The 23,151-nt window shown below is 61.2% G+C and carries 17 protein-coding genes; 7 read left to right on the top strand and 10 right to left on the bottom strand.

Annotation, left to right across the window (positions count from 1 at the left end):
* Positions 1–74 precede the first annotated feature (74 nt).
* A complete protein-coding gene (gene shc / locus B5526_RS05955) occupies positions 75–2,039 on the top strand; it encodes a squalene--hopene cyclase (protein ID WP_079537373.1) in 1,965 nt (654 codons plus the stop codon).
* Positions 2,036–2,770 carry a phosphorylase gene (locus tag B5526_RS05950; protein ID WP_079537371.1) on the top strand — a complete coding sequence of 245 codons (735 nt, stop codon included), beginning with the start codon at positions 2,036–2,038 and terminating at the stop codon, positions 2,768–2,770. Before shc ends, B5526_RS05950 begins: the two co-directional genes overlap by 4 nt.
* Here the strand turns inward: B5526_RS05950 and hpnH are convergent.
* A complete protein-coding gene (gene hpnH / locus B5526_RS05945; RefSeq protein ID WP_079537369.1) occupies positions 2,711–3,859 on the bottom strand; it encodes an adenosyl-hopene transferase HpnH in 1,149 nt (382 codons plus the stop codon). The two genes, B5526_RS05950 and hpnH, sit on opposite strands and share 60 nt — an antisense overlap.
* 39 nt (positions 3,860–3,898) lie before the next feature.
* Positions 3,899–4,825, bottom strand: a complete 927-nt coding sequence (gene ispH / locus B5526_RS05940) for a 4-hydroxy-3-methylbut-2-enyl diphosphate reductase (protein WP_079537368.1) — start codon at positions 4,823–4,825, stop codon at positions 3,899–3,901.
* Between the two features lie 429 nt (positions 4,826–5,254).
* Between ispH and B5526_RS05935 the strand changes: the two genes are divergently transcribed.
* On the top strand, positions 5,255–7,843 hold the full coding sequence (locus B5526_RS05935) for an MMPL family transporter (protein WP_079537366.1): 2,589 nt from the start codon (positions 5,255–5,257) through the stop codon (positions 7,841–7,843).
* Here the strand turns inward: B5526_RS05935 and B5526_RS05930 are convergent.
* On the bottom strand, positions 7,811–8,452 hold the full coding sequence (locus tag B5526_RS05930; protein ID WP_079537365.1) for a DUF2147 domain-containing protein: 642 nt from the start codon (positions 8,450–8,452) through the stop codon (positions 7,811–7,813). The two genes, B5526_RS05935 and B5526_RS05930, sit on opposite strands and share 33 nt — an antisense overlap.
* A gap of 100 nt (positions 8,453–8,552) precedes the next feature.
* Between B5526_RS05930 and hpnO the strand changes: the two genes are divergently transcribed.
* Positions 8,553–9,944 carry an aminobacteriohopanetriol synthase HpnO gene (hpnO, locus tag B5526_RS05925; RefSeq protein ID WP_079537363.1) on the top strand — a complete coding sequence of 464 codons (1,392 nt, stop codon included), beginning with the start codon at positions 8,553–8,555 and terminating at the stop codon, positions 9,942–9,944.
* A gap of 99 nt (positions 9,945–10,043) precedes the next feature.
* Here the strand turns inward: hpnO and B5526_RS05920 are convergent, their stop codons facing one another.
* Entirely contained in the window at positions 10,044–10,343 is a 300-nt protein-coding gene (locus tag B5526_RS05920) for a GCG_CRPN prefix-to-repeats domain-containing protein (protein ID WP_079537361.1), read from the bottom strand.
* Between the two features lie 397 nt (positions 10,344–10,740).
* Positions 10,741–12,885 carry a carboxypeptidase-like regulatory domain-containing protein gene (locus tag B5526_RS05915; protein ID WP_079537360.1) on the bottom strand — a complete coding sequence of 715 codons (2,145 nt, stop codon included), beginning with the start codon at positions 12,883–12,885 and terminating at the stop codon, positions 10,741–10,743.
* Positions 12,886–13,315: 430 nt separating this feature from the next.
* Here B5526_RS05915 and B5526_RS05910 point away from each other — a divergent pair, with 430 nt between their 5' ends.
* Positions 13,316–13,705: a hypothetical protein gene (locus B5526_RS05910; RefSeq protein WP_079537358.1), complete on the top strand. Its 390-nt coding sequence runs from the start codon at positions 13,316–13,318 to the stop codon at positions 13,703–13,705.
* 109 nt (positions 13,706–13,814) lie between these two features.
* Here the strand turns inward: B5526_RS05910 and B5526_RS05905 are convergent, their stop codons facing one another.
* A complete protein-coding gene (locus B5526_RS05905; RefSeq protein WP_079537356.1) occupies positions 13,815–14,090 on the bottom strand; it encodes a hypothetical protein in 276 nt (91 codons plus the stop codon).
* A 96-nt stretch (positions 14,091–14,186) separates the two neighbouring features.
* The gene (locus B5526_RS05900; protein ID WP_079537355.1) at positions 14,187–14,399 is read right to left on the bottom strand and encodes a PRC-barrel domain-containing protein; all 213 of its coding nucleotides are present in this window, start codon (positions 14,397–14,399) and stop codon (positions 14,187–14,189) included.
* 411 nt (positions 14,400–14,810) lie between these two features.
* On the opposite strand from B5526_RS05900, the gene B5526_RS05895 reads away from it, so the two are divergent.
* The gene (locus B5526_RS05895) at positions 14,811–16,019 is read left to right on the top strand and encodes a serine hydrolase domain-containing protein (RefSeq protein WP_079537354.1); all 1,209 of its coding nucleotides are present in this window, start codon (positions 14,811–14,813) and stop codon (positions 16,017–16,019) included.
* A 134-nt stretch (positions 16,020–16,153) separates the two neighbouring features.
* Here the strand turns inward: B5526_RS05895 and B5526_RS05890 are convergent, their stop codons facing one another.
* The 3 genes from B5526_RS05890 to B5526_RS05880 form a co-directional block, all read right to left on the bottom strand.
* Positions 16,154–17,251 carry an amidohydrolase family protein gene (locus B5526_RS05890; RefSeq protein ID WP_079537352.1) on the bottom strand — a complete coding sequence of 366 codons (1,098 nt, stop codon included), beginning with the start codon at positions 17,249–17,251 and terminating at the stop codon, positions 16,154–16,156.
* A gap of 356 nt (positions 17,252–17,607) precedes the next feature.
* A complete protein-coding gene (locus tag B5526_RS05885; protein WP_079537350.1) occupies positions 17,608–20,748 on the bottom strand; it encodes an efflux RND transporter permease subunit in 3,141 nt (1,046 codons plus the stop codon).
* Positions 20,745–21,890 carry an efflux RND transporter periplasmic adaptor subunit gene (locus tag B5526_RS05880; RefSeq protein ID WP_079537349.1) on the bottom strand — a complete coding sequence of 382 codons (1,146 nt, stop codon included), beginning with the start codon at positions 21,888–21,890 and terminating at the stop codon, positions 20,745–20,747. Before B5526_RS05880 ends, B5526_RS05885 begins: the two co-directional genes overlap by 4 nt.
* Before the next feature lie 529 nt (positions 21,891–22,419).
* Here B5526_RS05880 and B5526_RS05875 point away from each other — a divergent pair.
* Positions 22,420–22,956: a gamma-glutamylcyclotransferase family protein gene (locus B5526_RS05875; RefSeq protein ID WP_079537348.1), complete on the top strand. Its 537-nt coding sequence runs from the start codon at positions 22,420–22,422 to the stop codon at positions 22,954–22,956.
* The last annotated feature ends 195 nt before the right edge of the window (positions 22,957–23,151 follow it).

Below are 23,151 nucleotides of genomic sequence, written 5' to 3'. Positions count from 1 at the left end.
CGAGATCACAGGCGGTTTCGATATGAACGGGCAGGGTTAACCGGGCAGGGTTGAACGGGAGGATCGCGAGCGAAATGCATTCCGGCATCAACAGCGTTGGAATTGAGGCCAGTGGCGCGCTGGAGGCGGGCATCGCACAGGCGACGCGCGGGCTGCTCGACTACCGGCAGCCGGACGGACACTGGGTATTCGAACTGGAAGCCGACTCCACCATCCCGGCGGAATATGTGCTGCTTCGTCATTACCTCGGCGAAGAGGTCGACGCCGTGCTGGAGGCCAAGATCGCCAACTATCTGCGCCGGGTCCAGGGCGCCCATGGCGGCTGGCCATTGGTGCACGACGGCGATTTCGACATGAGCGCCAGCGTCAAGGCCTATTTCGCGCTGAAGATGATCGGCGATCCGTCCGATGCGCCGCACATGACGCGGGCGCGCGAGGCGATCCACGCGCGCGGCGGCGCCATCCACAGCAACGTCTTCACCCGCTTCATGCTGGCGATGTTCGGGATAACGACGTGGCGCAGCGTACCGGTGCTGCCGGTCGAGATCATGCTGCTGCCGATGTGGTCGCCGTTTCATCTCAACAAGATTTCCTACTGGGCGCGGACCACGATCGTGCCGCTGCTGGTTCTGGCGGCGCTCAAGCCGAAGGCGAAGAATGTCAGCGGGGTCGACATCGACGAATTGTTCCTGCAGCCGCCGCGTTCGATCGGAATGACGGCGAAAGCGCCGCATCAAAGCTGGGGCTGGTTTCTTCTGTTCCGCGCCCTGGACAGCGTGTTGCGGGTGATCGAGCCGCTGTTTCCCAAAAAGCTGCGGGCTCGCGCGATCGAGAGCGCGGTTGCCTTCATCGAGGAACGGCTGAACGGCGAAGATGGCCTGGGCGCGATCTATCCGCCGATGGCCAACGCCGTGATGATGTATGAGGCGCTCGGCAAGGGCGCCGATTATCCGCCCCGCGCCATTACCCGAAATGCGCTCGACCGGCTACTGGTGATCGGCGAGCATGAGGCCTATTGCCAGCCCTGCGTCTCGCCGGTGTGGGACACCGCGCTGACCTGTCATGCCATGATCGAAGCCGGCAACGAGTTGGCATTGCCGTCCGCCAAACAGGGGCTCGATTGGCTGGCGCCGAAGCAGGTGCTCGACCTCAAGGGGGATTGGGCCGCCAAGCGGCCGGAGGTTCGCCCCGGCGGCTGGGCCTTCCAATACAACAACGATTATTATCCCGATCTCGACGACACCGCCGTCGTGGTGATGGCGATGGACCGGACGCGGCGCGCGACCGCCAGCACTGAATACGATACGGCGATCGCTCGCGGCCGCGAATGGATCGAGGGCATGCAGAGCCGCGACGGCGGCTGGGCCGCCTTCGACGTCAACAACCTCGAATATTATCTCAACAACATTCCGTTCTCCGACCACGGCGCGCTGCTCGATCCACCGACCGAGGACGTCACCGCGCGCTGCGTCTCGATGTTGGCCCAGCTCGGCGAAACCGCGCAAAACAGCAAGGCGGTCGCGGACGGCGTCGCCTATTTGCGCCGTACCCAGCTCAAGGAAGGGTCGTGGTACGGCCGCTGGGGCCTCAACTACATCTACGGCACCTGGTCGGTTTTGTGCGCGCTCAATGCCGCCGGTGTCGGGCACCAGGATCCGGCAATCCGCAAGGCCGTGGACTGGCTGTTGTCGATCCAGAACGCGGACGGCGGCTGGGGCGAGGATGCCAAAAGCTACCGGCTCGACTACCGGGGATTCGAGGGTGCCCCCACCACCGCCTCGCAAACGGCATGGGCCTTGCTTGGGCTGATGGCAGCGGGCGAGGTTGGGCATCCGGCGGTCGCGCGCGGCGTGGAGTACCTAATAGCCACACAGAACGAAAAAGGACTGTGGGACGAGCAGCGCTACACGGCTACAGGCTTCCCACGGGTATTTTATCTGCGTTATCATGGATATCCGAAGTTCTTTCCGCTCTGGGCGTTGGCGCGGTACCGGAATCTGAAGAACACTAACAGCAGGGTGGTAGGGGTCGGGATGTGAGTTTGGGGGCGGGGGACGCTGTGTTCGCGGGTAATCGGATTGATCCGCGGCCGGTTCTAATTGTGACTGGTCTCGTGCAGGAAGCCCGGATCGCGGCCGGGCCCGGGATGACCGTCGTCTGCAGCAGTAGCGATCCCCAGCAATTGCGGGCGCTTCTCACCGTGTTCGACCCCAGGACGATCCGGGGCGTCATCAGTTTCGGCGTCGCCGGCGGGCTCGATCCCTCGTTGAAATCAGGCGATGTCGTGGTGGCGACCGAGGTGCTGGCCGGCGATACCCGCTGGCTCGCCGGTCTGCCCTTGAATGAAGAAATGATCGCAAGCGTAGCTCTCGGGCGCCGGCGCGTGGTGCGGGGCGGCCTTGCCGGCGTCGAGCAGATGGTCGCAGCCCAGGCCCTGAAGGCCGCGCTGCGTTCGGCGACGGGGGCGGCGGCCGTCGACATGGAGAGCCATATCGCAGCCGCCTATGCGGCCAAGGCGGGCCTTCCGTTCGCGGCGCTCCGGGTCATCAGCGATCCCGCCAGCCGCGCGTTGCCGGCGCTGGCGAGAAACGCGATCAAGCCGAATGGCGATATCGACTTGCGCAAGATCCTGCGCGGCGTCGCGCGCAATCCGACGACGCTGCGCGCGCTGGTCTCGACCGGGATCGATTTCAATCGCGCGCTCAAAAGCCTACGCGGCTGTCGAGGCTTTCTGCTGGGCGGCGAGGGCCTCGTCGCGGCGGATCTCTGACAGGCGCTTCTGCACCTCCGCAGAGAAGATGTACTGCGCCGGGCGCTGCTTGCTGAGATCGATCTCGGGCGCCATCGGCCCCGTTGTCCGCACGCCGCGCAGCGCCACCCACATCGCCTTCAAGGGATTGTCCAGCGCTGCTTTCGCCGCGGTCGGCTCGTAGCCGCAATGCGCCATGCAGTCGGCGCACTTCTCGTACTTGCCGGTGCCGTAGGTGTCCCAGTCGGTGGTCTCCATCAGCTCCTTGAAGGTCTTGGTATAGCCTTCGCCGAGCAGATAGCAGGGCTTCTGCCAGCCGAAAATGTTGCGGGCCGGCATTCCCCACGGGGTGCATTCGTAATCCTGATTGCCCGCCAGGAAGTCCAGGAACAGGCCGGAATGCATGAAATTCCACTTCTTGCCCTTGCCGAGCGCGAACACGTCGCGGAACAGCTTCTTGGTCTTGGTGCGGTTGAGGAAGTGCTCCTGGTCGGGCGCGCGCTCATAGGCATAGCCCGGCGACATCGAAACGCCGACGCCCATCTCGGTGGTGAAGTCGAGGAATTTGGCGATGTCCTCGGCGGCGTGTCCGTCGAAGATCGTGGCGTTGACGTTGACGGTAAATCCCTTGGCCTTGGCGGCCTTGATCGCGGAGACCGCGCGATCGAACACGCCGGCCTGCGACACCGCCTTGTCATGATGGTCCTTCAGACCGTCGAGATGCACCGAGAAGAACAGATAGGGCGAGGGTTCGAACAGATGCAGCTTCTTTTCCAAGAGCAGCGCATTGGTGCACAGCGAGACGAACTTCTTGCGCGCCACGAGGCCGCGAACGATCTCGCCGATCTCCTTGTGGATCAACGGCTCGCCGCCGGGGATCGCCACCATCGGCGCGCCGCATTCGTCGGCGGCATCCCAGCATTCCTGCGCCGACATGCGGCGGTTGAGGATCGCGTCGGGATAGTCGATCTTGCCGCAGCCGACGCAGGCGAGGTTGCAGCGAAACAGCGGCTCAAGCATCAGGACCAGCGGATAGCGCTTTCGGCCAAGCAATTTCTGCTTGATCAGATAGCCGCCGATACTCAGTTCCTTGAAGAAGGGTATTGCCATTACAAGTTTCTTTCTGGACGTAATGTAGAGAGAAGTTGATCAGCCCACAGTTAGTTCGGCCGGAAGCCGGAATTCGATATTTTCTTCCCGCCCGGGAAGCACCGACACCGCGACCGGCCCGATCCGCCGCAGCGCCTCGATCACGTCGTCGACAAGGACCTCCGGTGCCGAGGCACCGGCGGTGATCCCGACCGCCTTGGCGCCCTTCAGCCAATCCGGGTTCAGCTCGCTGCCATCGGCAATGAGATAACTCGCGACCCCGACCTCGGTGCCGATTTCGCGCAGCCTGTTTGAGTTGGAACTATTGGTGGCCCCCACCACCAAAATGACATCCACGAGCTTGCTAAGGTCCCTTACCGCAGATTGGCGGTTCTGTGTGGCATAGCAGATATCCCGGATGTCCGGGCCTTGAATATCTGTAAAACGGGCCTGGAGGGCCGCAATGATGTCCTTGGTGTCGTCCACGCTCAGCGTGGTCTGGGTAATGTAGGCCACCGGGGTGTCCCGGGGCAGCGTCAGAGCCGCCACGTCCTCGACATTCTGGACCAGGAGCACGGGGCCGGGAACCTGGCCCATCGTTCCCTCGACCTCGGGGTGGCCGGCATGGCCGATCAGGATCAGCGCCCGGCCTTTCGACATATAGCGCTTGCCTTGATTATGGACCTTGGTCACCAGCGGGCAGGTGGCATTAAGCACGGGCAGGCCGCGGGCGGCGGCCTCTTCCTCCACGCTCCGCGCCACGCCATGGGCAGAGAACACGGTGACCGCCTGCGGCGGGACTTCCGACAAATCCTCGACGAAGATGGCGCCCTTGTTCTTCAGGCTTTCGACCACGTATTTGTTATGTACGATCTCGTGCCGCACATAGACCGGCGGGCCGTATTTCTCGAGCGCGCGCTCGACGATCTCGATGGCGCGCACCACCCCCGCACAAAATCCGCGCGGCTGCGCAAGATACACTTCCATGGGACGCCCGTTACGCAAGTTGCACCAAACTCATTTCAGCCTCTCCGCGCGGCCTGGATGTCTGCAATATCCGCACCACCACCGGTTCCCCAACCCCCTCGCTTCCCCAAGCCCACGGAGGCGCGGGGTCTTGTGTCAAAAAACGATCGGCTAGAAAAGGCGGATCGCAAGGCGACCGGCCAAAGCCCGGCGGTAATATATTACAGTAATCCCCAAATCGTCCCGAAAGAAGTCCCCGAAGGCTCACCTGTTCGTCACTTTACCGCAGGCCCATCCCCGCTATACCAGCCTGCCAGCACGGTTTTGGCATGTTTTGCGCTGCCTCTCCGTGCCTTGAAAAAGCGCCCAAAAACAACAATAGGTCGGTTGCTGGAACTCCGCTAGAGAGCGGGCGTTTCAGGCGAGATGTTAACATTAGAAAGAAAAAATGTGCTGACAAGTATTGTTGTTTCGATTGTGAGGTTCTGTACGCGGTTTGCCCTTCCCACTGTCCTGATCGCGCTCATCCTTGCGGTAGCGGCCGGCTACTACACGGCCCGGCATTTCTCCATCAACACCGACATCAATACGCTGATTTCGCAGAAGCTCGATTGGCGCCAGCGCGACAATAAGTTCGAGCAGGCCTTCGACCGGGAGCGGACCATTCTCGCCGTGGTCGATGCCCCGACGCCGGAACTGACCGGCGCGGCGAGTGCGGCGCTCGCGCAAAAACTGTCCGGCGACAGCAAGCATTTCGAGTCGGTCCAGCCGCTCGGATCCGGAGAATTCTTTGAGAAGAACGGGCTGTTGTTCCTGCCTGTGGCCGATGTCGGCCGGCTGACCGGGCAGCTCGAATCCGCCGCGCCCCTGATCGAAATCATGGCCGGCGACCCCTCTATCAGGGGACTGACCGGCGCGCTGGAAACAGGCCTTGCCGGCGTCAGGCGCGGGCAAATCAAGCTGGACAGCACCGAGCGGCCGTTCAACCTGATCGCCCAGACCATCGAGAACGTGCTGAGCACCGGCTCGGGGACCTTCTCCTGGCGCGAATTGGTCAGCGACAAGCCGTTGACGGATGCCGATCGCCGCGCCTTCATCGAGTTCAAGCCGGTCCTCGATTTCAACGCGCTGGAGCCCGGCAAGGAAGCCACCGATGCCATCCGCCAGGCGGCCCGCGATCTCAATCTGGCAGGTGAATATGGCGCGCGGGTCCGGCTGACCGGACCGGTTCCGATCGCCAACGAGGAATTCGCGACCGTGCAGGACGGCGCCATCGTCAACGGCATCGGCACCGTGCTGGTGGTGCTGTTCATTCTGTGGATGGCGCTGCATTCACCAAAGATCATTTTCTCGGTGTTCGTGAACCTCTTCATCGGGCTTTCCATCACCACCGCCGTTGGATTGTGGATGGTGGGTTCGCTGAACCTGCTTTCGGTCGCGTTCGCGGTGCTGTTCGTTGGCCTCGGCGTGGACTTCGGCATCCAGTACAGCGTCCGCTACCGCTCGGAGCGCTTCAAGAGCGACGATCTCAAGGCCGCGCTCGAGAAGGCGGCCGAACGTTCCGCGGTGCCGCTGTCGCTGGCCGCGATGGCGACGGCGGCGGGATTCCTGTCGTTCCTGCCGACCGACTACAAGGGCATCTCGGAGCTCGGCGAGATCGCCGGTGTCGGCATGCTGGTCGCCTTTACGTCCAGCATCACCGTGCTGCCGGCGATGCTGAACCTGCTCAACCCGCCCGGCGAAAGTGAGCCGGTCGGCTATGCATTCCTGGCGCCGGTCGATCGTTTCCTCGAAGACCATCGCGTCATCATCATCGTCGGCACGCTGCTGATTGCGGTGGCCGGTCTGCCGCTGCTTTATTTCCTGCGCTTCGACTTCAACCCGATCAATCTGCGAAGTCCCAAGGTCGAGTCGATCGCAACCTTTCTCGATTTGCGCAAGGACCCCAACACCGGCGCCAACGCCATCAACGTGATGACGAATTCGGACGCCGAGGCGAAGAAGATTGCCGAGCGGCTTGAAAAGGTGCCGGAAGTGCTCAGCGTGAGGTGGCTGGAGAGTTTCATACCCGAAGACCAGCCGGCGAAACTGAAGCTGATCGCCCAAGTCGCCAAGGTCCTCAATCCCGCGCTCACCCCGGACCAGATCGATCCCGCCCCGTCCGACCAGGAGAATGTCGAGTCCCTGAAGGGGTCGGCTGAAAGCCTGCGCAAGACCGCCGGCGAGGCCAAGGCTCCGGGTGCGGTCGCCTCGCGCCGGCTTGCGGACGCGCTGTCGAAGCTTGCCGACACCAATCAAGCCACCCGGGACAAGACCCAGGCCATCTTCGTCAACCCGTTGAACATCACGCTCGAGCAACTGAAGAAATCGTTGCAGGCGCAGCCGGTCAGCCTCAAGACCCTGCCGCCCGAACTATTGAATTCCTGGAAAACCAAGGATGGTCTGCAGCGCGTCGAGGCGCTGCCGCGCGGCGACCCGAACGACAATGACACGCTGCGCAAGTTTGCCGCCGCGGTTCTGGCCGCCGAGCCGACCGCGATCGGCGGGCCGGTATCGATCCTCAAGTCGGGCGATCTCGTGGTGAGGGCCTTCATTCAGGCCGGGATCTGCGCGCTGGTCGTGATCGGCCTTCTGCTCTGGCTCGCCTTGCGGCGAATGACCGACGTCTTGCTGACGCTGGTCCCGCTGTTGGTGGCCGGCGCGGTGACGCTGGAAATCTGCGTGCTGATCGGAATGCCGCTCAACTTCGCCAATATCGTCGCGCTGCCGCTATTGCTCGGGGTCGGCGTGGCTTTCAAGATCTACTATGTGACGGCGTGGCGGTCGGGCAGAACCAATCTGCTGCAGTCGAGCCTGACGCGAGCGATATTTTTCAGCGCGATGACGACGGCGACCGCATTTGGCAGCCTGTGGCTGTCCAGTCATCCCGGTACGTCGAGCATGGGCAAGCTGCTGGCGCTCTCCCTCGTCACCACGCTTGCCGCGGTCTTGCTGTTTCAGCCGGCGCTAATGGGCAAACCCCGCGATGTCGGGGAGTAGACAGATATCGCCGACCGGATCGGCCGGATGCGCGGCGGTCGCCAATTTCTGACCCGGCGTTTTGGGGCCGACGGAGCCTGTGGTCTTGGGCGCGGTCATCCCGGCGGTGTGGGGCGGCGCGCCCGGGCTCTTCGGCGGGCCCTTGGCCATGCTGTTGGCGGGACTTGAGGGAATTGGGCCGGCGACCCGGGTCCAGGTCTCGCCGCCGCACAGAAAGCCCAGCACGCAGCCTTGAATCTCCATTTGGTCGGGGCTGAGCGGCTTGATCGTCGAACTGTAGAACTGCCCGTCCTTGGCGTTGTAGACTTGGCCTTCCCATTGGTCGACGCCGGGCTTTTTCCTCATGTCGATCAGGATCGGCATCCCGAGCGTCGGCCTGTTCTGTTTCGAGACATCCGGATTATGCGTATCGCGGCCGCCCGGCTGTTTCTCCCAGGCGACTGCGCCCCACATGCTGCCATTGCATTCGGCCACCCGGATGTTGGCGACGCCGTCGGCCACGCGCCAATCGCCCGTCGGGTCCAGCGCAAAGGCCTGCGCAAGGCCTGTCGCCAAAAATATTCCGGAATATACTAATGTACGCGCGGTCTTACGTGGGCAGTGCAACATGGTCTAAACCTGTGCTTAATGTGATGACCCGAACAAGGGCAAAACGCCGCATTGAACGTTTTCAGTTGACGAAATGGCTATCAACCGAAGTATGTAGCTGATGCTATATTCAAATCTAGACGTTTCCGAGATGTTTGTGGACCGCCAGTCGCAGCGCAGTTCCATGCACTCGCGCCACTTAAATGAGCAACTGGTACGGGTCCTCAAGACCATTGGTTACGATGTCGGCTTTCAGAAGGGTCAAGGCCAATATCTGTTCGATCGGGACGATGTACGTTACCTCGATCTACTGAGCGGTTTTGGCGTTTTTGCGATCGGCCGCAACCACCCGGCGCTGCGCAAGGCCTTAAAGAGCGTCCTCGACAGCGACCTGCCCAATCTCGTGCAACTCGACGTGTCGACCCTTGCCGGCGTTCTGGCCGAGCGCCTGCTTGATTACGTGCCCTATCTGGACAAGGTGTTTTTCGCGAATTCCGGGGCGGAATGTGTCGAAGCCGCGATCAAATTCGCGCGCGGCGCCACTGGCCGGCCCGGCATCGTGTACTGCGCCCATGCCTTCCACGGATTGTCCTATGGCGCGCTGTCGCTGACCGATGATCCCAACTTCCGGAGCGGTTTCGAGCCGCTATTGCCGGGATGCACGCCGATCCCTTTTAACGATCTCGCAGCGCTCGAGCGGGCGCTGTCGTCGCGCCAGGTTGCCGCCTTTATCTTCGAGCCGATCCAGGGCAAGGGCGTCAACATGCCCACCGACGAATTTCTGCCGGGAGCGGCCGCTTTGTGCCGCAAGTACGGCACGCTGATGGTCGCCGACGAAATTCAGACCGGAATGGGGCGGACCGGACGCTTCCTGGCCGTCGAGCACTGGAACGTCGAACCCGACATGGTGCTGATCGCCAAGGCGTTGTCCGGCGGCCACGTGCCGGTCGGCGCGCTTTTGACGCGCAAGAGCATCTTCGACAAGATCTTCAATCAAATGGATCGGGCGGTCGTGCACGGATCGACCTTCGCCAAGAACGATCTGGCGATGGCGGCCGGCATCGCGACGCTCGAGGTGCTGGAGTCGGAAAAACTGATCGAGGCCGCCGCCAAGCGCGGCGCCGAACTGCGGCTGGCGCTGACGCGGATGGTGCCCGGCTACGAGTTGATGAAAGAGGTTCGCGGCAAGGGCCTGATGATCGGCATCGAATTCGGCCCGCCGAAATCGCTGCGGCTGAAGGCGTCCTGGAACGTGCTCGAGACCGCCAACAGGGGCCTTTTCTGCCAATTGATCACGGTGCCGCTGTTCAAGGATCACAAGATCCTCACGCAAGTTTCCGGCCACGGCAGCCACACCATTAAATTGTTGCCGCCTTTGACCATCACCGAAGAAGACTGCAACTGGATCGAGACCGCGTTCGACAACGTCATCGCCTCCAGCCACAAGGTCCCCGGCGCGATCTGGTCGCTCGGCAAGACGCTGGTCGACAACGCGGTGCGGAAGTCGGCGTAAACGCGCCGCAACGCGTAGGGCGGATTGTAATCCGCCGTTACAGCCGCTGAATTGGCGGGTTACGGCTGCGCGTAACCCGCTCCACGCGCTGAACGCGTCTCAAACGCCCGGCCAGCACGCATGCCGATACGGGCCGAGGTGGTAACCAGGCGGGCAATAAGCTCCGCCGTAGGGACCATAAAACCGCCTGATGCCGCCGCCTCCCCATTGTCCGCCCGGCTGGCATCCGCCGAACGGACCGCGGTGCCCATACGGACCACAGCCGCCGTAAACCAGAATCACGTGCGCGTCGCCGCTGCCGGCGTCGCCGATCGGCATGGCCTGGGCAGTCGGCATCCCGGCCATCAAACCTAGGGCCATCAAACCCAAGGCGCCGGCGGCTATCCAATTCTTTGACATGACGTTGCTCCTTTCATTCGTTCTCGTCGTTCAAGCCGCGTCACCATGCCGTCGAGCGGCAGAGCGCGCGATGCGAGAGAGAATGGCGGAGTCAATCTGAACTGGCGCCGAATGACGCATTCATCGTCGTGAACAATGCGTAATCGGCCACACCGCGCACATCGGCGGGGAGACAATGCGCTCACATCCAACGATGCGCGGTTCGGAACGGCGGATTGCGCTTCCGCCTTCCGCCTTCCGCCTTCGCTCTTCGAGCTACGGCGGACAGGTCGCTCGTTGAGCTACGGCGGACGGGTCGCTCATCCGCCCTACGCGTTGGCTGCGAAGGGTGTTGGGGCAATAGCATCAACGCACCGCAGCCATGGGCCACGGCGCGTTCAAATTGTCGCAGCGAACCTCAGTTCGCCAGCGGATCGGGCCGCAACTGGATGTGCACCGCGCGCGGCATTGAGCCCTTGCCGCCTTCCTTGAGCCAGGGCGTGCGGTCGCCATTCGTGCTCCACAATCCGCGGCCTTTCCAGCCGGCGTTCGGATCGTCGATCCGCCCATCGAAGCCCTTGGCATAGAAGCTGAGCGGATAGGGAATCCGGATCATGATCATCTTGCCGTCTTTCAACGCCACGAAGCCGTCATTGAGATTGGCGGTGGACATCGGAATGTTCTCACCAAGCCCGAACGTGTTGTGCTGGTCGACCCAGGTGTAGTAGCTCGACTCGGCGCTGTTCTCGCCGATACCGTCGAAGCCGGGGCCGGGATACTGATAGACCGCCCAGCCTTCCGGACAATGATTGCCGGTGGCGTTCGGCCCGTTGAGCGGGCCTTTGCACTTGCGGCGGTCAAAGCTGCCGAGGTGACCGCTCGATAACGACGCCCAGACCACGCCGTTCTTGTCGATATCGCCGCCGCGGATTCCGAACGCCGGCGCCGGAACATTGAACACTTCCGACAGTCCGGTCGCCGGATCAAATCGCAGGAACGCCGGCGTGCCGCCGAAGATGCCGACGGTGTACCAGATCGAGCCGTCGACCGGTGACGGCATCACCGCGTAAGGTCCCGAGCCCGGCACGATCCGCTTGTCCTTGCCCGGATCGAGCGGGGCGTTGGGCTCGACATAGTCGTCGCGCTTGCCGTTGCCGTTGGTGTCGAGCACGAACGGCGACCAGCCTTGCGACTTCGCCGCGTCGCCGGTTTCGTCAAACATCCTGGTGTTGACCCAGCCGGCAACCGGGCCGGTGCCGCTGAGCCACAACGTGTCATTGGCGTCGTAGCCGAACTGCAGGTGATGGGTGGCAAAGCAGGTGTTGATGAAGCTGTACTTCATCGTCTTGGGATCGAGCATCGCCACCTGGCGCGCCGACTTCTCCAGTGGGAACACCTTGGCCGACGGATGGTCGGAACCCTGTTTGCAGAACGCCGGGTTATCCATGCCGCGCACGGTGGCCGAAAGCCAGAGCCGGCCTTTCTCGTCGAACATGGAGTTGTGGTTGTTCGCACGCGTATCCCAGAGCTTTTGCTCACCCCAATAGGCCGACGGCTCCAGCGGCTTGACGCTGGCGGCATGTCCGGGACCCAGCGATTCCGGCATCTCGGGATCGGCGACCGGCATCTTGAAGAACGACACTTTATTCGTCTTCGGATCCAGGATCGGCATGTTATCGGTCGAATATTCCGGCGAGCCGTAAAGCGGGCCGTAGGCATTGACCGTCGGATTGCGCCGGTCCGACGAAATCAGATCGTGCAAATATTTATCGGGCGTCGACCACTCCCATGACGTGATCACGATATTGCGCTCGACGCCTTGCGGACGTGGCGGCTTGGCCTTGGGCAGTTCGCCCTTGGCGACGCGGTCGGTCCAGTCGCCGAGATATTTGAAGGGGGCGCCGCCCAAAATCCCGGCAAGATAGTTGGTCATCGCCTCGCCGGACTGCCCCGATTGAACGCGCCGCATCCAGGCGGCTGCGCCGGAATCGAACTTGCCGAAAGCTTCGGGGATCGTGCGGGTGGCTTCCTGGCCGAGCTGATGACAACCGATGCAGGCCTGGTTCTTCATCAGCTTCAGCCAGTCAATCTGCGTGAGCTTTTCGGGAATGTCGCTCTTGCCGCCGAAATCGCCGGCGGGCGGGATTTTCATCATCGCGTACCAGTAGATCGCCGGATAATAATGCGCCGCCGCAGCTTCGTTCGGCGCCGGCACCGCGGTGTGATTGAGAAGCTGGCCCGGCTTTGCGGTGAGCTTTGCGGAATCGACGAGACCATAGCCGCGCACCCAGACGCTGTAATTCGCCGAGGGCAGATCGGGCACGAGGTAGCGGCCCTGATCGTCGGTGACCACGATGCGGGCGAACTTGGTCGGCAAATCGGTGGTTTCGGCGATCACCCAGACCCCGGCTTCCGGGCCTGCCGCGCTGGTGACGGTGCCCCCGATATCGGTCGGGCCGACGGTTACGGGCTGCTGCGCATCAACTGTGGTGGGGATTGCGATTGGGAGCGCCATCAAGCCGGCAAACATCGTCAACCGCGCAAGCGCTTTGGTCACGAACATGGTTCACCTCCCGGCATGGAACCGGCTCTTTGACCGGCTTACCGTTGCCTCCACTCTAGCAAAGAGGTCGGCAGCGTCCAGTGGCTGCAAATCAGCCCTTTATTGATGTTCGCGCATGGCACGTTTCGGACGTGCGCGGTCCGAGGCGCCAATTCTATGGCTGCATCTCGAGGCGATATCGATGAGTCGCCTGTTTCGCGCGGTTGCCGCTTTTTGATATCGCCTCCTTGCCCGCTGGATGACGGGCTCGACGCTGCGGATGGATGGCGGCGAGGTCAAATCGGTTTGAGGCTTGTAATCCCTGTACCCTTTGGAGGCGGCCGGAAGCCATCAAGAAATTAATCAGGAGGGCGCGGAAAAAAAGCAGGCCTGTCCGTCCTTAGGCTTACAGGCCGGAATGGTTCCGGGCCAAGCCAGACGGAGAAATACCATGTCAATCCTGCGCAAAGTTCTGACCTCCACGATGTTCGCCGCCACGATCCTCTGCGGTTCGACGGCTGCCATACTGACCACTTCGTCGCCCGCCGCGGCGGCCAACTATTCCTACGGCGGCGTGACGTATTTGGGCGGCGTTCGGGCATACACGTTCCAGAGCCACAGCGGCCAATACGGCAACGTGGTATTCTTCGGTGCGCCGCCAACGACCCTGCCGAGCCATAACGGCCAATACGGCAACGTTACGTTCCTCGGCGGCGTGAGGCCGTACACCTATCCGTCGCATAGCGGCCAATACGGCAACGTGACGTACTTCGGCTACCGCCCGGCGAACACGGTGCCCGTGCGTACAATCCCGACGCCCCACATCGTGCGGATACATTGAGTAAGTCTACCCGACGAAGACGCTAAAGGGCTCGAATGCAGGAGCCCCTTAGCTGCGCCAAAAGCAGTCACACCCTGAGCAATCCTGCCCAAAACGACAAGACCTGGCTTTAGAGAAAATCCCTTAGCCGTGCGATTTCAACGATCTGCTCCGCCGCCAAAATAGCGCTAACGAGATCGGACTGCGGAGCAGTGTGGATTTCATACAAATGGTGCTGAGATTTGGGTTGCGACATAAACTTCTGGACGCACTCATCGAGAGTGCCCTCAATGATCAAGTAAGGGCTTGCACCGAGCGAGGCGCTAACCCGTTCACTATTGACCGATGGCCATTTCCTGAGAGTCGCGGGGGCATGGAAATTGATTTGAGCAGCTTTATCGGACATCCTTATGTCTAGCCTCCTTTTTCCCGGCAGCCTTTCGTTGATTTGCCGCCGATCACGGTGACGCAGCGCGTCATTCGGCGACCGGTAAAGCGGGCCTTAGCTCTGCTGCGCGAATTTGATGGTGGAAATGGGCCATTTCCCGTCGTGGCCTTTGATAGAGATTCGCAGGCCGTGCATTTCGTCCAGCCAGACGCCCTCCACAGTACCGGCCTTTCCATCGGTGAGGATCACGGCCTTGCCGACAAGCTCACTCTGGGCTTGCTCGAACTCGCCGAGGATCGTGGACGCACGGATTTTCACTTTTGGCATGGGTAACCTGGGGTCGCTGTTTGAGCAGTCGGTGTTTGCCTTCGAAAGGTGCGCAAGTCGTGGCCGCTGCGCGGCAAACGAGTGTCCCAATGGAACTGCCGCGGAACTTCGGTGCCCTAAACCGCCAAAAAGAGCGAGAGCAGCAGTTCCCACCTATCCCGACTATCGGGCATGCAATGGAAGGACCCGAACGTTCGACAGCCGTTGTGCGGTTGATCGGTTGTAGCTTCTAGTGGTAACATTCGTGCTGCTGGTAAGCCGATTTGTGCTGGTTTTACAGGTGTTTTCCATGGGCGCTCGCCGGATCCCCTCGCGAGCGCAAGCGGCCTCATCTTCTTCAAGACGCAAATGACAGGGCCAATCACCCGACGCGATGCACTGTTGCGGACCGCGGCTCTTGCATCCGCAAGCATGATTACGGCCGCACCTTTGACCGGCATCGCCGCGTCTCTCAACAAGCCGGCCCACAGTGAGGAAATCGACAGAGCATTGCAGGCAAGGGTCAGCGCCAGGGAAATACCCGGCGTTGTCGCGATGGCCGCGAACGAACAATCAGTGGTCTATGAAGGCGCGTTCGGCTTCCGCGACATGGCCGCCGCGTCACGCATGTCGACCGACACGGTCTTCCGCATCGCCTCGATGGTCAAACTGCTGACGTCGGTCGCCGCGCTGCAACTCGTGGAGCGCGGCAAGCTCGAGCTGGACGAGCCGGCCAGCAATATCGATCCGACGCTCGCCTCGGCGCAGGTTCTCACCGGTTTCGATGCGAAAGGGGTTCCGCAACTGCGCCCGGCGCAAAAACCCATAACGCTGCGCAACCTTTTGACGCACACGTCCGGGTTCAGCTATCTGCTTTGGGATCCGAATGTCGTTCGCTATCTCAAGGTTGCCGGCAGCAATCCATCCTTGCCGCGCATGCCGCTGATGTTCGAGCCTGGTTCCAGGTGGGCCTATGGCGGCAGTCTGGACCGGGTCGGCCGGATGGTGGAAATCGCCGGCGGGCAGAGCCTGGATCGCTATTTCAGCGATCACATCACCGGACCGCTGGGCATGAACGACACCGGCTTCTCGCTTACGGTGAAACAGCGCGCGCGTCAGGCGAGGCTGCATGTGAGGGACGCGAATGGAAAACTTCTTCCGCAGCCCCTGGAAAAGCTAAATGTTCCGAAAGTGTTTTCCGGCGGAGGCGGCATCTATTCCACAGCGGCGGATTATCTGACCCTGCTGCAGGCGCTGTTGAATGGCGGCAGCCTCCGCGAGACAAGTATCCTTCGGCCGGAGACCGTTGCCTTGATGTCCGCAAACCAGATCGGCGACCTCGAAGCGGGAATCCTCAAGACGACAAACCTGGCGCTATCGAACGACGTGGATTTTTTTCCGGGCGTTCAGCTGCGATGGGGGCTTGGACACATGATCAATATCGATCCCGTCTCCGATGGCCGCAAGGCAGGCAGCCTCACATGGGCCGGTCTGTTCAATACATATTACTGGATCGACCCGACGATGCGGATCGCCGGCGTGATCATGATGCAGATCCTCCCCTTCGCAGACCGACAAGCTCTCAAGGCCTATCGACAATTCGAACGCGGAATTTGTCATACGCTTGGGCGGCCGGCTTGAAATTTGTCCAGCATGCCCTCGGCTGCTGCGGCAAAGTTCTTTGCCGCCAATACGAAGGCCGGTGGTCGTTTTTGTATGAAACATGTGGTCCCTCATGTCGCCGCCCTCCGAGCGCATCGGCTTCCGCGTGGGAGCTAAGCGCGCAACCGGGGAATCAAGCGGGTCGCATTCTCATGGCCGATGGCATCGAGATCGCCGGCCGACAATCCCAGCTTCGTTAGGTCGGCGATCTGGCCCAAACCAAAATACGGGTAGTCGGTACCGTAGGTGATCTGAGAGACCGGCACGAGCTTCATCAGGGCGGCCATTGACGGTGCGAAGGTCGCGTTGGCGGTGTCGTAATGAAGCCGTCGAAGTTCACCTTCGATTCCCTCTGGCGCGAATTCCTTCAGGTTCGGCCGCGCGCCGTAAAACGCGTTGATCCGCCCGGCCATCATCGGAATCGTGCCGCCGGCATGCGAGAACAGCCATCGTATGTCGCGGTAGCGGGCAAACGAGCCGCTCAGCAGCAGGCTGGTAACCGTCCGCGTCGTGTCGTGCGGGACTTCGATGACCGCCGGAAAGGTGCCGACGCTAAGCGCGCTGCAGCAACTTGCGACCAGCGGATGCACGTACACGACGGCGTTGCGCCGGTTTAGTTCCTCGAGCACCGGCTTGTAAGCCGGATTTCCGAGCCATTTGTCCCCATAACTGCTCTGCAAGCCGATCCCGTCGGCTTTTAGGGTGTCGAAGGCATATTCGATCTCCTTGAGAGTGGCATCGACATCCAGCATCGACAGGGTTGCGAACAGGCCGAAGCGGCCTGGATGGTCGCGCATCATTTCGGCCGCGTATTCATTGCACGCGCGGGCGAGCCGGCCCGCTTCAGCCGGCCCGGCGTGGAACCACACGCCGGGAGTGGAGGCGATCGACAGGATGCCCGCACGTACGCCATTGCGGTCCATGTCTTCGATGAGCTTGCTGCGGGTCCAGGCGACCTGACCGGGGAAGTGCGGCTGCTTGCGCGCATCTTCGTAATCGAGCCAGAGCTTCTGATACTCGGGCGGATAGAAATGAAGGTGGGTATCGATCAGCGCCGGCGTTGTCTGTGCACGCGCAGCGAAGGTCGGGAGAACCGAGGCTGCACCGAGTGCGCTTAGCCCCGCGAGGAAATCGCGTCGTGACGACGATGGGCCACAACAGCTACAGCAGCGGTGATCCTCGCGCGATCCGGATTCTATCGTGTTCACCATTGCGGCTCCCCTGTAAGCTTGTGACGTTTTAGCGAAACTAAGGGCTGCAGTGTTCGGGTAGTCAATACGTTTTGTCGCTTCCATTCCCTGCGCCAGGAGCGGCCATCGAACCGGATTTGAGGTTCGCGCGCGCGAAGCAGCGATTTTGTGGTTTACCATTCACGTTGCCGCCGAAAGCGCAGGGATTCGCAAACCGCCATGGGGCACTCGTAACGAAGAAGCGATACGGATAGATAGCGGGCAGACGATGCTGCGCTGCCCTCGCAATGATCGAGTTGCGATGCAACGTCGCTACAGGATTGGGGACCACGAGGAATAAACCAAGCTCAGTTCATCGATCCTTCGCGACATACTTCCTATTCTGCCGCCCGAATCGTAACCACGTCAGCTTGCTCCTCAGCCTTCGAATGAATTCGGGGCCGCTGATCGTGATGCGGCCGGCGCGTGAGCTTGCTTAGATAGATATAGATGACCGGGGTTGTGAACAGCGTAAGGAACTGTGACAGCAGCAGGCCGCCGACGATGGCGATGCCGAGCGGACGGCGCAACTCCGAACCGGCTCCAGATCCCAAAGCCAAGGGGAGACTTCCAAGCAACGCCGCCATGGTCGTCATCATGATGGGACGAAACCGCATCAGGCAAGCTTCGTAGATCGATTGCTCCGGCGTCAAATTTCGCTGGCGTTCCCCGACCAGGGCAAAGTCGATCATCATGATCGCGTTCTTCTTCACAATTCCCACCAGAAGAATAACGCCGATCAAGGCGATCAGCGAGAAATCGTATCCGAGAGCGATCAGGGCCAAGAAGGCTCCCACGCCCGCCGAAGGCAGGGTCGAAAGGATCGTGATGGGATGGATGAAACTTTCATACAGAATCCCGAGAACGATATAGACGGCGATGATCGCCGCCGCGATCAGGTAAGGCTGGCTTGCCAAGGACGTTTCGAAAACCTTCGCGGATCCCTGGTAGAGGGCGGTGAGGGAGGCGGGCTTGGCGAGCGTCTGTTCCGCATTCTCGATCGCGGCAATGGCTTCGCCCAGCGAGTGTCCTGGCGCAAGATTGAACGACAGCGTCACCGACGGAAACATATCCTGATGGTTGATCGTGAGTGGAGAGACCGACATCTCCGATTTTGTCAGCACCGACAGCGGCACCATCTGTCCTGCCGGCGACGGCACGTATAGCGTCTCCAGCGAAGACGCGTCTTCTTGGGAAGCGGGCGTGGCTTCGAGGATGACGCGGTGCTGGTCGAGTTGACCAAAAATGGTCGCCACCTGCCGCTGTCCGAATGCGTCGTAAAGCGTATCGTCGATCGCCTGTGGGGAAATTCCCAATCGGCCGATGATATCGCGATCGATCTTGAGCATCATGCGCGGCGCGGTCGCCTGCAAATCGCCCGTCACGTCCTGCAGTTCCGGCAGCGAGGAGAGTTTCGCCAGCACGATCGGCGCCCATTTGAAGAGCTCGGCAACGTCGGGATCCTGCAGGGTATATTGATATTGCGTCTTGCTGACCCGCGCACCGATCTGCACGTCCTGACGGGCTTGGGCGAAGAACGCAATCGCCGGCACCCGGGTGGTCGCTTGGCGCAGCCGGTTGACAACATCTGTCGCGCTCGCCTTGCGCTGGCTTAGCGGCTTAAGGTCGATCATCAGGCGGGCGCTGTTCACGGTCGGATTGGCGCCGACCCAGTAATAGACCGTCTGCACATCCGGATCGGCCATCACGACCTTGGCCAGTTCATGCACCCGTTCCACCATGGCCGCGTAGGAAATGTCCTGGGCAGCTTCGGCGGTTCCCTGGATGGTGCCGTTGTCCTGCTGCGGAAAGAAGCCTTTCGGAATCGCGATGTAGAGCAATGCAGTGGCGGCCAGCGTTACAGTCATCACGGCCATCATCGTAAGCCGGTGACGCAGCGTCCAGCGGAGGCAAGCCGCGTAGGCGTCCAGCGACCGCGTGAAAGCGGCATCGAGCAAAGTCTCGATCCGTCCGGCTGCTTTTGGGTGGGCGTGATTGTCATCCGCCCGCAGCAGCCAACCGCACATCATCGGCGTAAGCGTCAGGGCGACAATTCCCGAGATGACGATCGCCACACTCACGGTGACGGCGAATTCGCGGAACAATCGTCCGATCAGCCCGCCCATCAACAACAACGGCAGAAACACCGCTATCAACGAAAAGGTCATCGATACAATGGTGAAGCCGATCTCTCGCGATCCGATCAGGGCCGCCTGCAGCGGGCGCTCGCCGGCTTCGATATGGCGAATGATGTTCTCCACCATCACCACGGCGTCGTCGATGATGAAGCCGACCGCGATGGTGAGCGCCATCAACGATACGTTGTCGATGGTGTAGCCGACCAGGTACATCACCGCGCAGGTCGCCAGCAGTGAGACCGGGATGGTGACGCTCGGAATCAGCGTTGCGCGCGAATTGCGCAGGAACAGGAACATGACCAGCACCACGAGGCCGATGCTGATGGCCATCGTGAATTGCACGTCGCCGACCGAGGCCCGGATCGTCTGGGTGCGGTCGCCGAGAACCCGCACCACGATCGAAGGCGGCAGGGTGCGCTTAAGCCCGGGCAGCGCATCCTTCACCAACTGCACTGTTTGATTGACGTTGAAGCCGGGCTGCTTGTGCACGTCGATAATGACAGCCCGCTCGCCATTCAACCATGCGGCCTCACGAACATCTTCGACGCCGTTGACGGCCTTGCCGAGGTCGCTGATCCGGACCGGCGCTCCGTTGCGATAGGCCACGATCACCGAATTGAAAGCCGACGCGTCGAAGATCTGGTCTGTGGTATCCAGCGTCAAGGATTGCCTGCGGCCATCCAGGGTGCCCTTCGGAGCATTGACGGTTGCGGTCCCAATGGCCGCCCGGACATCCTCAAGACTGAGCCCCATCGCCGATGCCACGCTCGGGTCGATCTGCACGCGCACGGCCGGTTTTTGCTGGCCGTGAAAATCAACCATACCCACGCCGCTAATGCGGGAAATCTGGGGAGCGAGGTAATTTTCGACATAATCGTCGACCTTCGCGATCGGCAGGTCGGGCGAGGTGACCGCGATGGACATCAGCAGCGCGTCGGCTGGATTGACTTTTTCATAGGTCGGAGGATTAGGCAGATTCTTAGGCAGTTGCCCGCCGGCCGCGTTGATCGCCGACTGGACGTCTTGTGTGGCTCCGTCAAGACTGCGGCCGAGGTCGAACTCCACCTGGATCGAAGTCTGTCCGAGCGAGCTCGCGGAGCTCATCGAGGTTACCCCCGAAATCAGCGACAATTGCCGTTCGAGCGGCGCCGCCACCGATGAAGCCATGGTCTCTGCATTCGCCCCAGGCAACTTTGCCGATATTTGGACGGTAGGGATATCGACTTGCGGCACTCCGGCGATGGGCAGCAGGAAATAAGCAACCAAACCGAGCAGGCTGAGGCCGATGACCAAGAGCGTCGTCGCGGTCGGCCGTACGATAAAAGGAGCTGAGACGTTCATGGTGAATTCGCGGGACCGGCGTCAACAGGCGATTCGGTTTGCACTTTGCTCCCGGCCTGAATCCGATATTGACCGTCGGTGACGATCTGCTCGCCCGGCTGCAGCCCGTCGTCGATGATCGCGGTGGTCTTGTTGCGCGCGCCGACCTTGAGTGCCCGTTTCTGCACGGTGCGGTCGTCGCCGACGACAAAGGCGTAAGATCCGTCGGGCCCCTGTTGCACCGCCGTCACCGGTACTGCGATCACATTGCGGCGGGTCGCAAGCTGGATACGAAGGTTGACAAACTGTCCGGGCCACAAGACGTCATCGGCGTTGTCGAATTTCGCCTTATAGTTGATCGTGCCCGTGGCTGGATTGATCTGATTGTCGATGACGGCGAGCACGCCTGTGGCGAGAGTTTGCCCGTCGCGATTGAGCGCCACAACAATGACATCACCATCCTTCGACCCGGCACGAAGTTGCCCCAGCGAGTCGGCGGGAAGCGCGAAGCTTACGAAGATAGGGTGGATTTGGTTGATGGTGACGATGCCCGTCGTATCACTTGCCCGCACGATGTTGCCTAGATCGACGAGGCGCGTTCCGACGCGCCCGTCTATCGGCGAACGGATGCGGGTGTAGTTTAGTTGGACCTGCGCCGTGTCAACCAACGCCTGATCAGCCTTGATACTTGCCTCCAGTTGCTCGACCAAGGCTTGCGTTGTGTCGAACTGCTGAGCGCTGCCTGCACCGGTTTTCGCGAGACTGGAATATCGGCCCAGATCGCGCCGGGCGTTGTTGAGCTGAGCTTGATCCTTGAGCTCATTGGCTTTCGCCTGAGCCAGCGCCGCTTCAAATGGCGCTTGGTCAATCTCGATCAATACATCCCCGGCGTGGATATCGCTGCCCTCTTCGAACCTGATTTTGACGATTTGACCGTCAACCCTCGACCTGATGAGCACGCTGTTAAACGCCTGCACCGTCCCCAGACCGGTCAGGTAAATAGGCACATCCGCGCGCCTCGCCTTGTCGGTCACGACCGGGATGGCTGGCCCGCTACCCCGCGCGACCGATTGCGAGATCGACGATCCCCACCAGCGAGTGTCGGCTAAAACAGCGGCTGCTCCAATAACAAGCAGGGCTATGATCAGGGCTGAGCGACGCACTTCAGCTCCAGGCCACCGATCGTGGCTAGTTCTTCAATGGCCGAGCGCGTTGGGAGGCCAGTTATGAGTATGTTCGGCATTGACCGTTTCACGCAAGGCAACACTTCTTGCCGACGAGATGGAGCCTGTGGGGAACGGGGGTAGCATGGCACACTCGCGTATAAAAGAGATATGGCCGTATTGAGCCCGTCGTCTGGACCGCAATTACCATGAAATTGCTGGTATGCAGGATTGCCTGGTTCTGAGCCCTGAATGACGAAACGGTTCAAGCCCGTCACCCGATCGGTTCGCCGTACATCGTTGCCGTGCTCACTGCGCAAAAAAAAGAGTCGTACCTCACAACCCACATCGCGGTCTCATGGCCAGGAACGAAGGTCAGTTGTTCCTCCCGCCTCAAGGTCGTGACTTTAGAGCGCGATACTTAGGAGAGAGTTAGGGGCGTCGATTCCGTTCGCGCTGGCCGACTGTTGGACCGGCAGATCGGCCGGCTTGTCACCTCTGAGAATTTTTCCGGCATAGGTTCCATGAGATGGTAGTACTCAGTTTCACTGCTGCCGTAGCCCATCAAGCCTTCCGCAGCGACGAACCGGCGAAATTGGTATACGGCGGGCAACGCATGGCGGACAGTCAGCTCAGCAAGTCGTTCATGACGACCCCACAGACCCACCGCGTCTTTGTCTACGGCACGCTGCGGCGCGGCCATCACAATCACTCTCTACTCGAAATGAGCAAGTTCATAGGTGAAGCCGCAACGCTGAGAACCTATTGGATGATCACGACCGGCGTTTTCCCAATCGTCCTGGATGCAGTCCCCGCTGACTTCGGGCTCCCACCGCTTGCCATTGCCGGCGAGATTTACCACGTCGATGATGCCACCCTGGAGCAGCTTGACCGTCTCGAACGCAAGGGCCGGTCCTATGACCGCAAGGTGACTGACGTCTACGAGACTGGCCACATGGTCCAGGCCCATATCTACATCGGCGTCGCCGACTACTGGCATCACCGGCACTTGCCGGCTTGGACAATCCAGAACAAGCGCCGCGAACTGGAATGGACGCCCTCTTGACCAGAGTATAAGCCCAAGCGCCTCGGGGCGCGTGAAAACAACGCCGGTCCTCGATCCGCTATTCCATCTACGGGCCTCTGCTGTGGTCCCAGAGCAATCGGCGCCATCCTCGCGGCTACGGCCTGTCGGCACTCAAGCAGAGCAGGGCATCACCGTCGTGCAAAACCCGAGCGACGCAGCCTTTCCGGAAACGGA

This window comes from Bradyrhizobium lablabi (genome assembly GCF_900141755.1).
Classification (GTDB): Bacteria; Pseudomonadota; Alphaproteobacteria; order Rhizobiales; family Xanthobacteraceae; genus Bradyrhizobium; species Bradyrhizobium lablabi_A.
The sequence above is the reverse complement of the archived record's forward strand: the minus strand, read 5'-3'. Positions and strand labels throughout refer to the sequence as shown.

What these genes read in the sequence shown, in the direction of transcription:
- shc (WP_079537373.1), top strand. Translation starts at nt 75, where the DNA reads ATGCATTCCGGCATCAACAGCGTTGGAATTGAGGCCAGTGGCGCGCTG.
- hpnH (WP_079537369.1), bottom strand. Translation starts at nt 3,859, where the DNA reads ATGGCAATACCCTTCTTCAAGGAACTGAGTATCGGCGGCTATCTGATC.
- ispH (WP_079537368.1), bottom strand. Translation starts at nt 4,825, where the DNA reads ATGGAAGTGTATCTTGCGCAGCCGCGCGGATTTTGTGCGGGGGTGGTG.
- B5526_RS05930 (WP_079537365.1), bottom strand. Translation starts at nt 8,452, where the DNA reads ATGTTGCACTGCCCACGTAAGACCGCGCGTACATTAGTATATTCCGGA.
- hpnO (WP_079537363.1), top strand. Translation starts at nt 8,553, where the DNA reads ATGCTATATTCAAATCTAGACGTTTCCGAGATGTTTGTGGACCGCCAG.
- B5526_RS05920 (WP_079537361.1), bottom strand. Translation starts at nt 10,343, where the DNA reads ATGTCAAAGAATTGGATAGCCGCCGGCGCCTTGGGTTTGATGGCCCTA.
- B5526_RS05915 (WP_079537360.1), bottom strand. Translation starts at nt 12,885, where the DNA reads ATGTTCGTGACCAAAGCGCTTGCGCGGTTGACGATGTTTGCCGGCTTG.
- B5526_RS05910 (WP_079537358.1), top strand. Translation starts at nt 13,316, where the DNA reads ATGTCAATCCTGCGCAAAGTTCTGACCTCCACGATGTTCGCCGCCACG.
- B5526_RS05905 (WP_079537356.1), bottom strand. Translation starts at nt 14,090, where the DNA reads ATGTCCGATAAAGCTGCTCAAATCAATTTCCATGCCCCCGCGACTCTC.
- B5526_RS05900 (WP_079537355.1), bottom strand. Translation starts at nt 14,399, where the DNA reads ATGCCAAAAGTGAAAATCCGTGCGTCCACGATCCTCGGCGAGTTCGAG.
- B5526_RS05895 (WP_079537354.1), top strand. Translation starts at nt 14,811, where the DNA reads ATGATTACGGCCGCACCTTTGACCGGCATCGCCGCGTCTCTCAACAAG.
- B5526_RS05890 (WP_079537352.1), bottom strand. Translation starts at nt 17,251, where the DNA reads ATGGTGAACACGATAGAATCCGGATCGCGCGAGGATCACCGCTGCTGT.
- B5526_RS05885 (WP_079537350.1), bottom strand. Translation starts at nt 20,748, where the DNA reads ATGAACGTCTCAGCTCCTTTTATCGTACGGCCGACCGCGACGACGCTC.
- B5526_RS05875 (WP_079537348.1), top strand. Translation starts at nt 22,420, where the DNA reads ATGGTAGTACTCAGTTTCACTGCTGCCGTAGCCCATCAAGCCTTCCGC.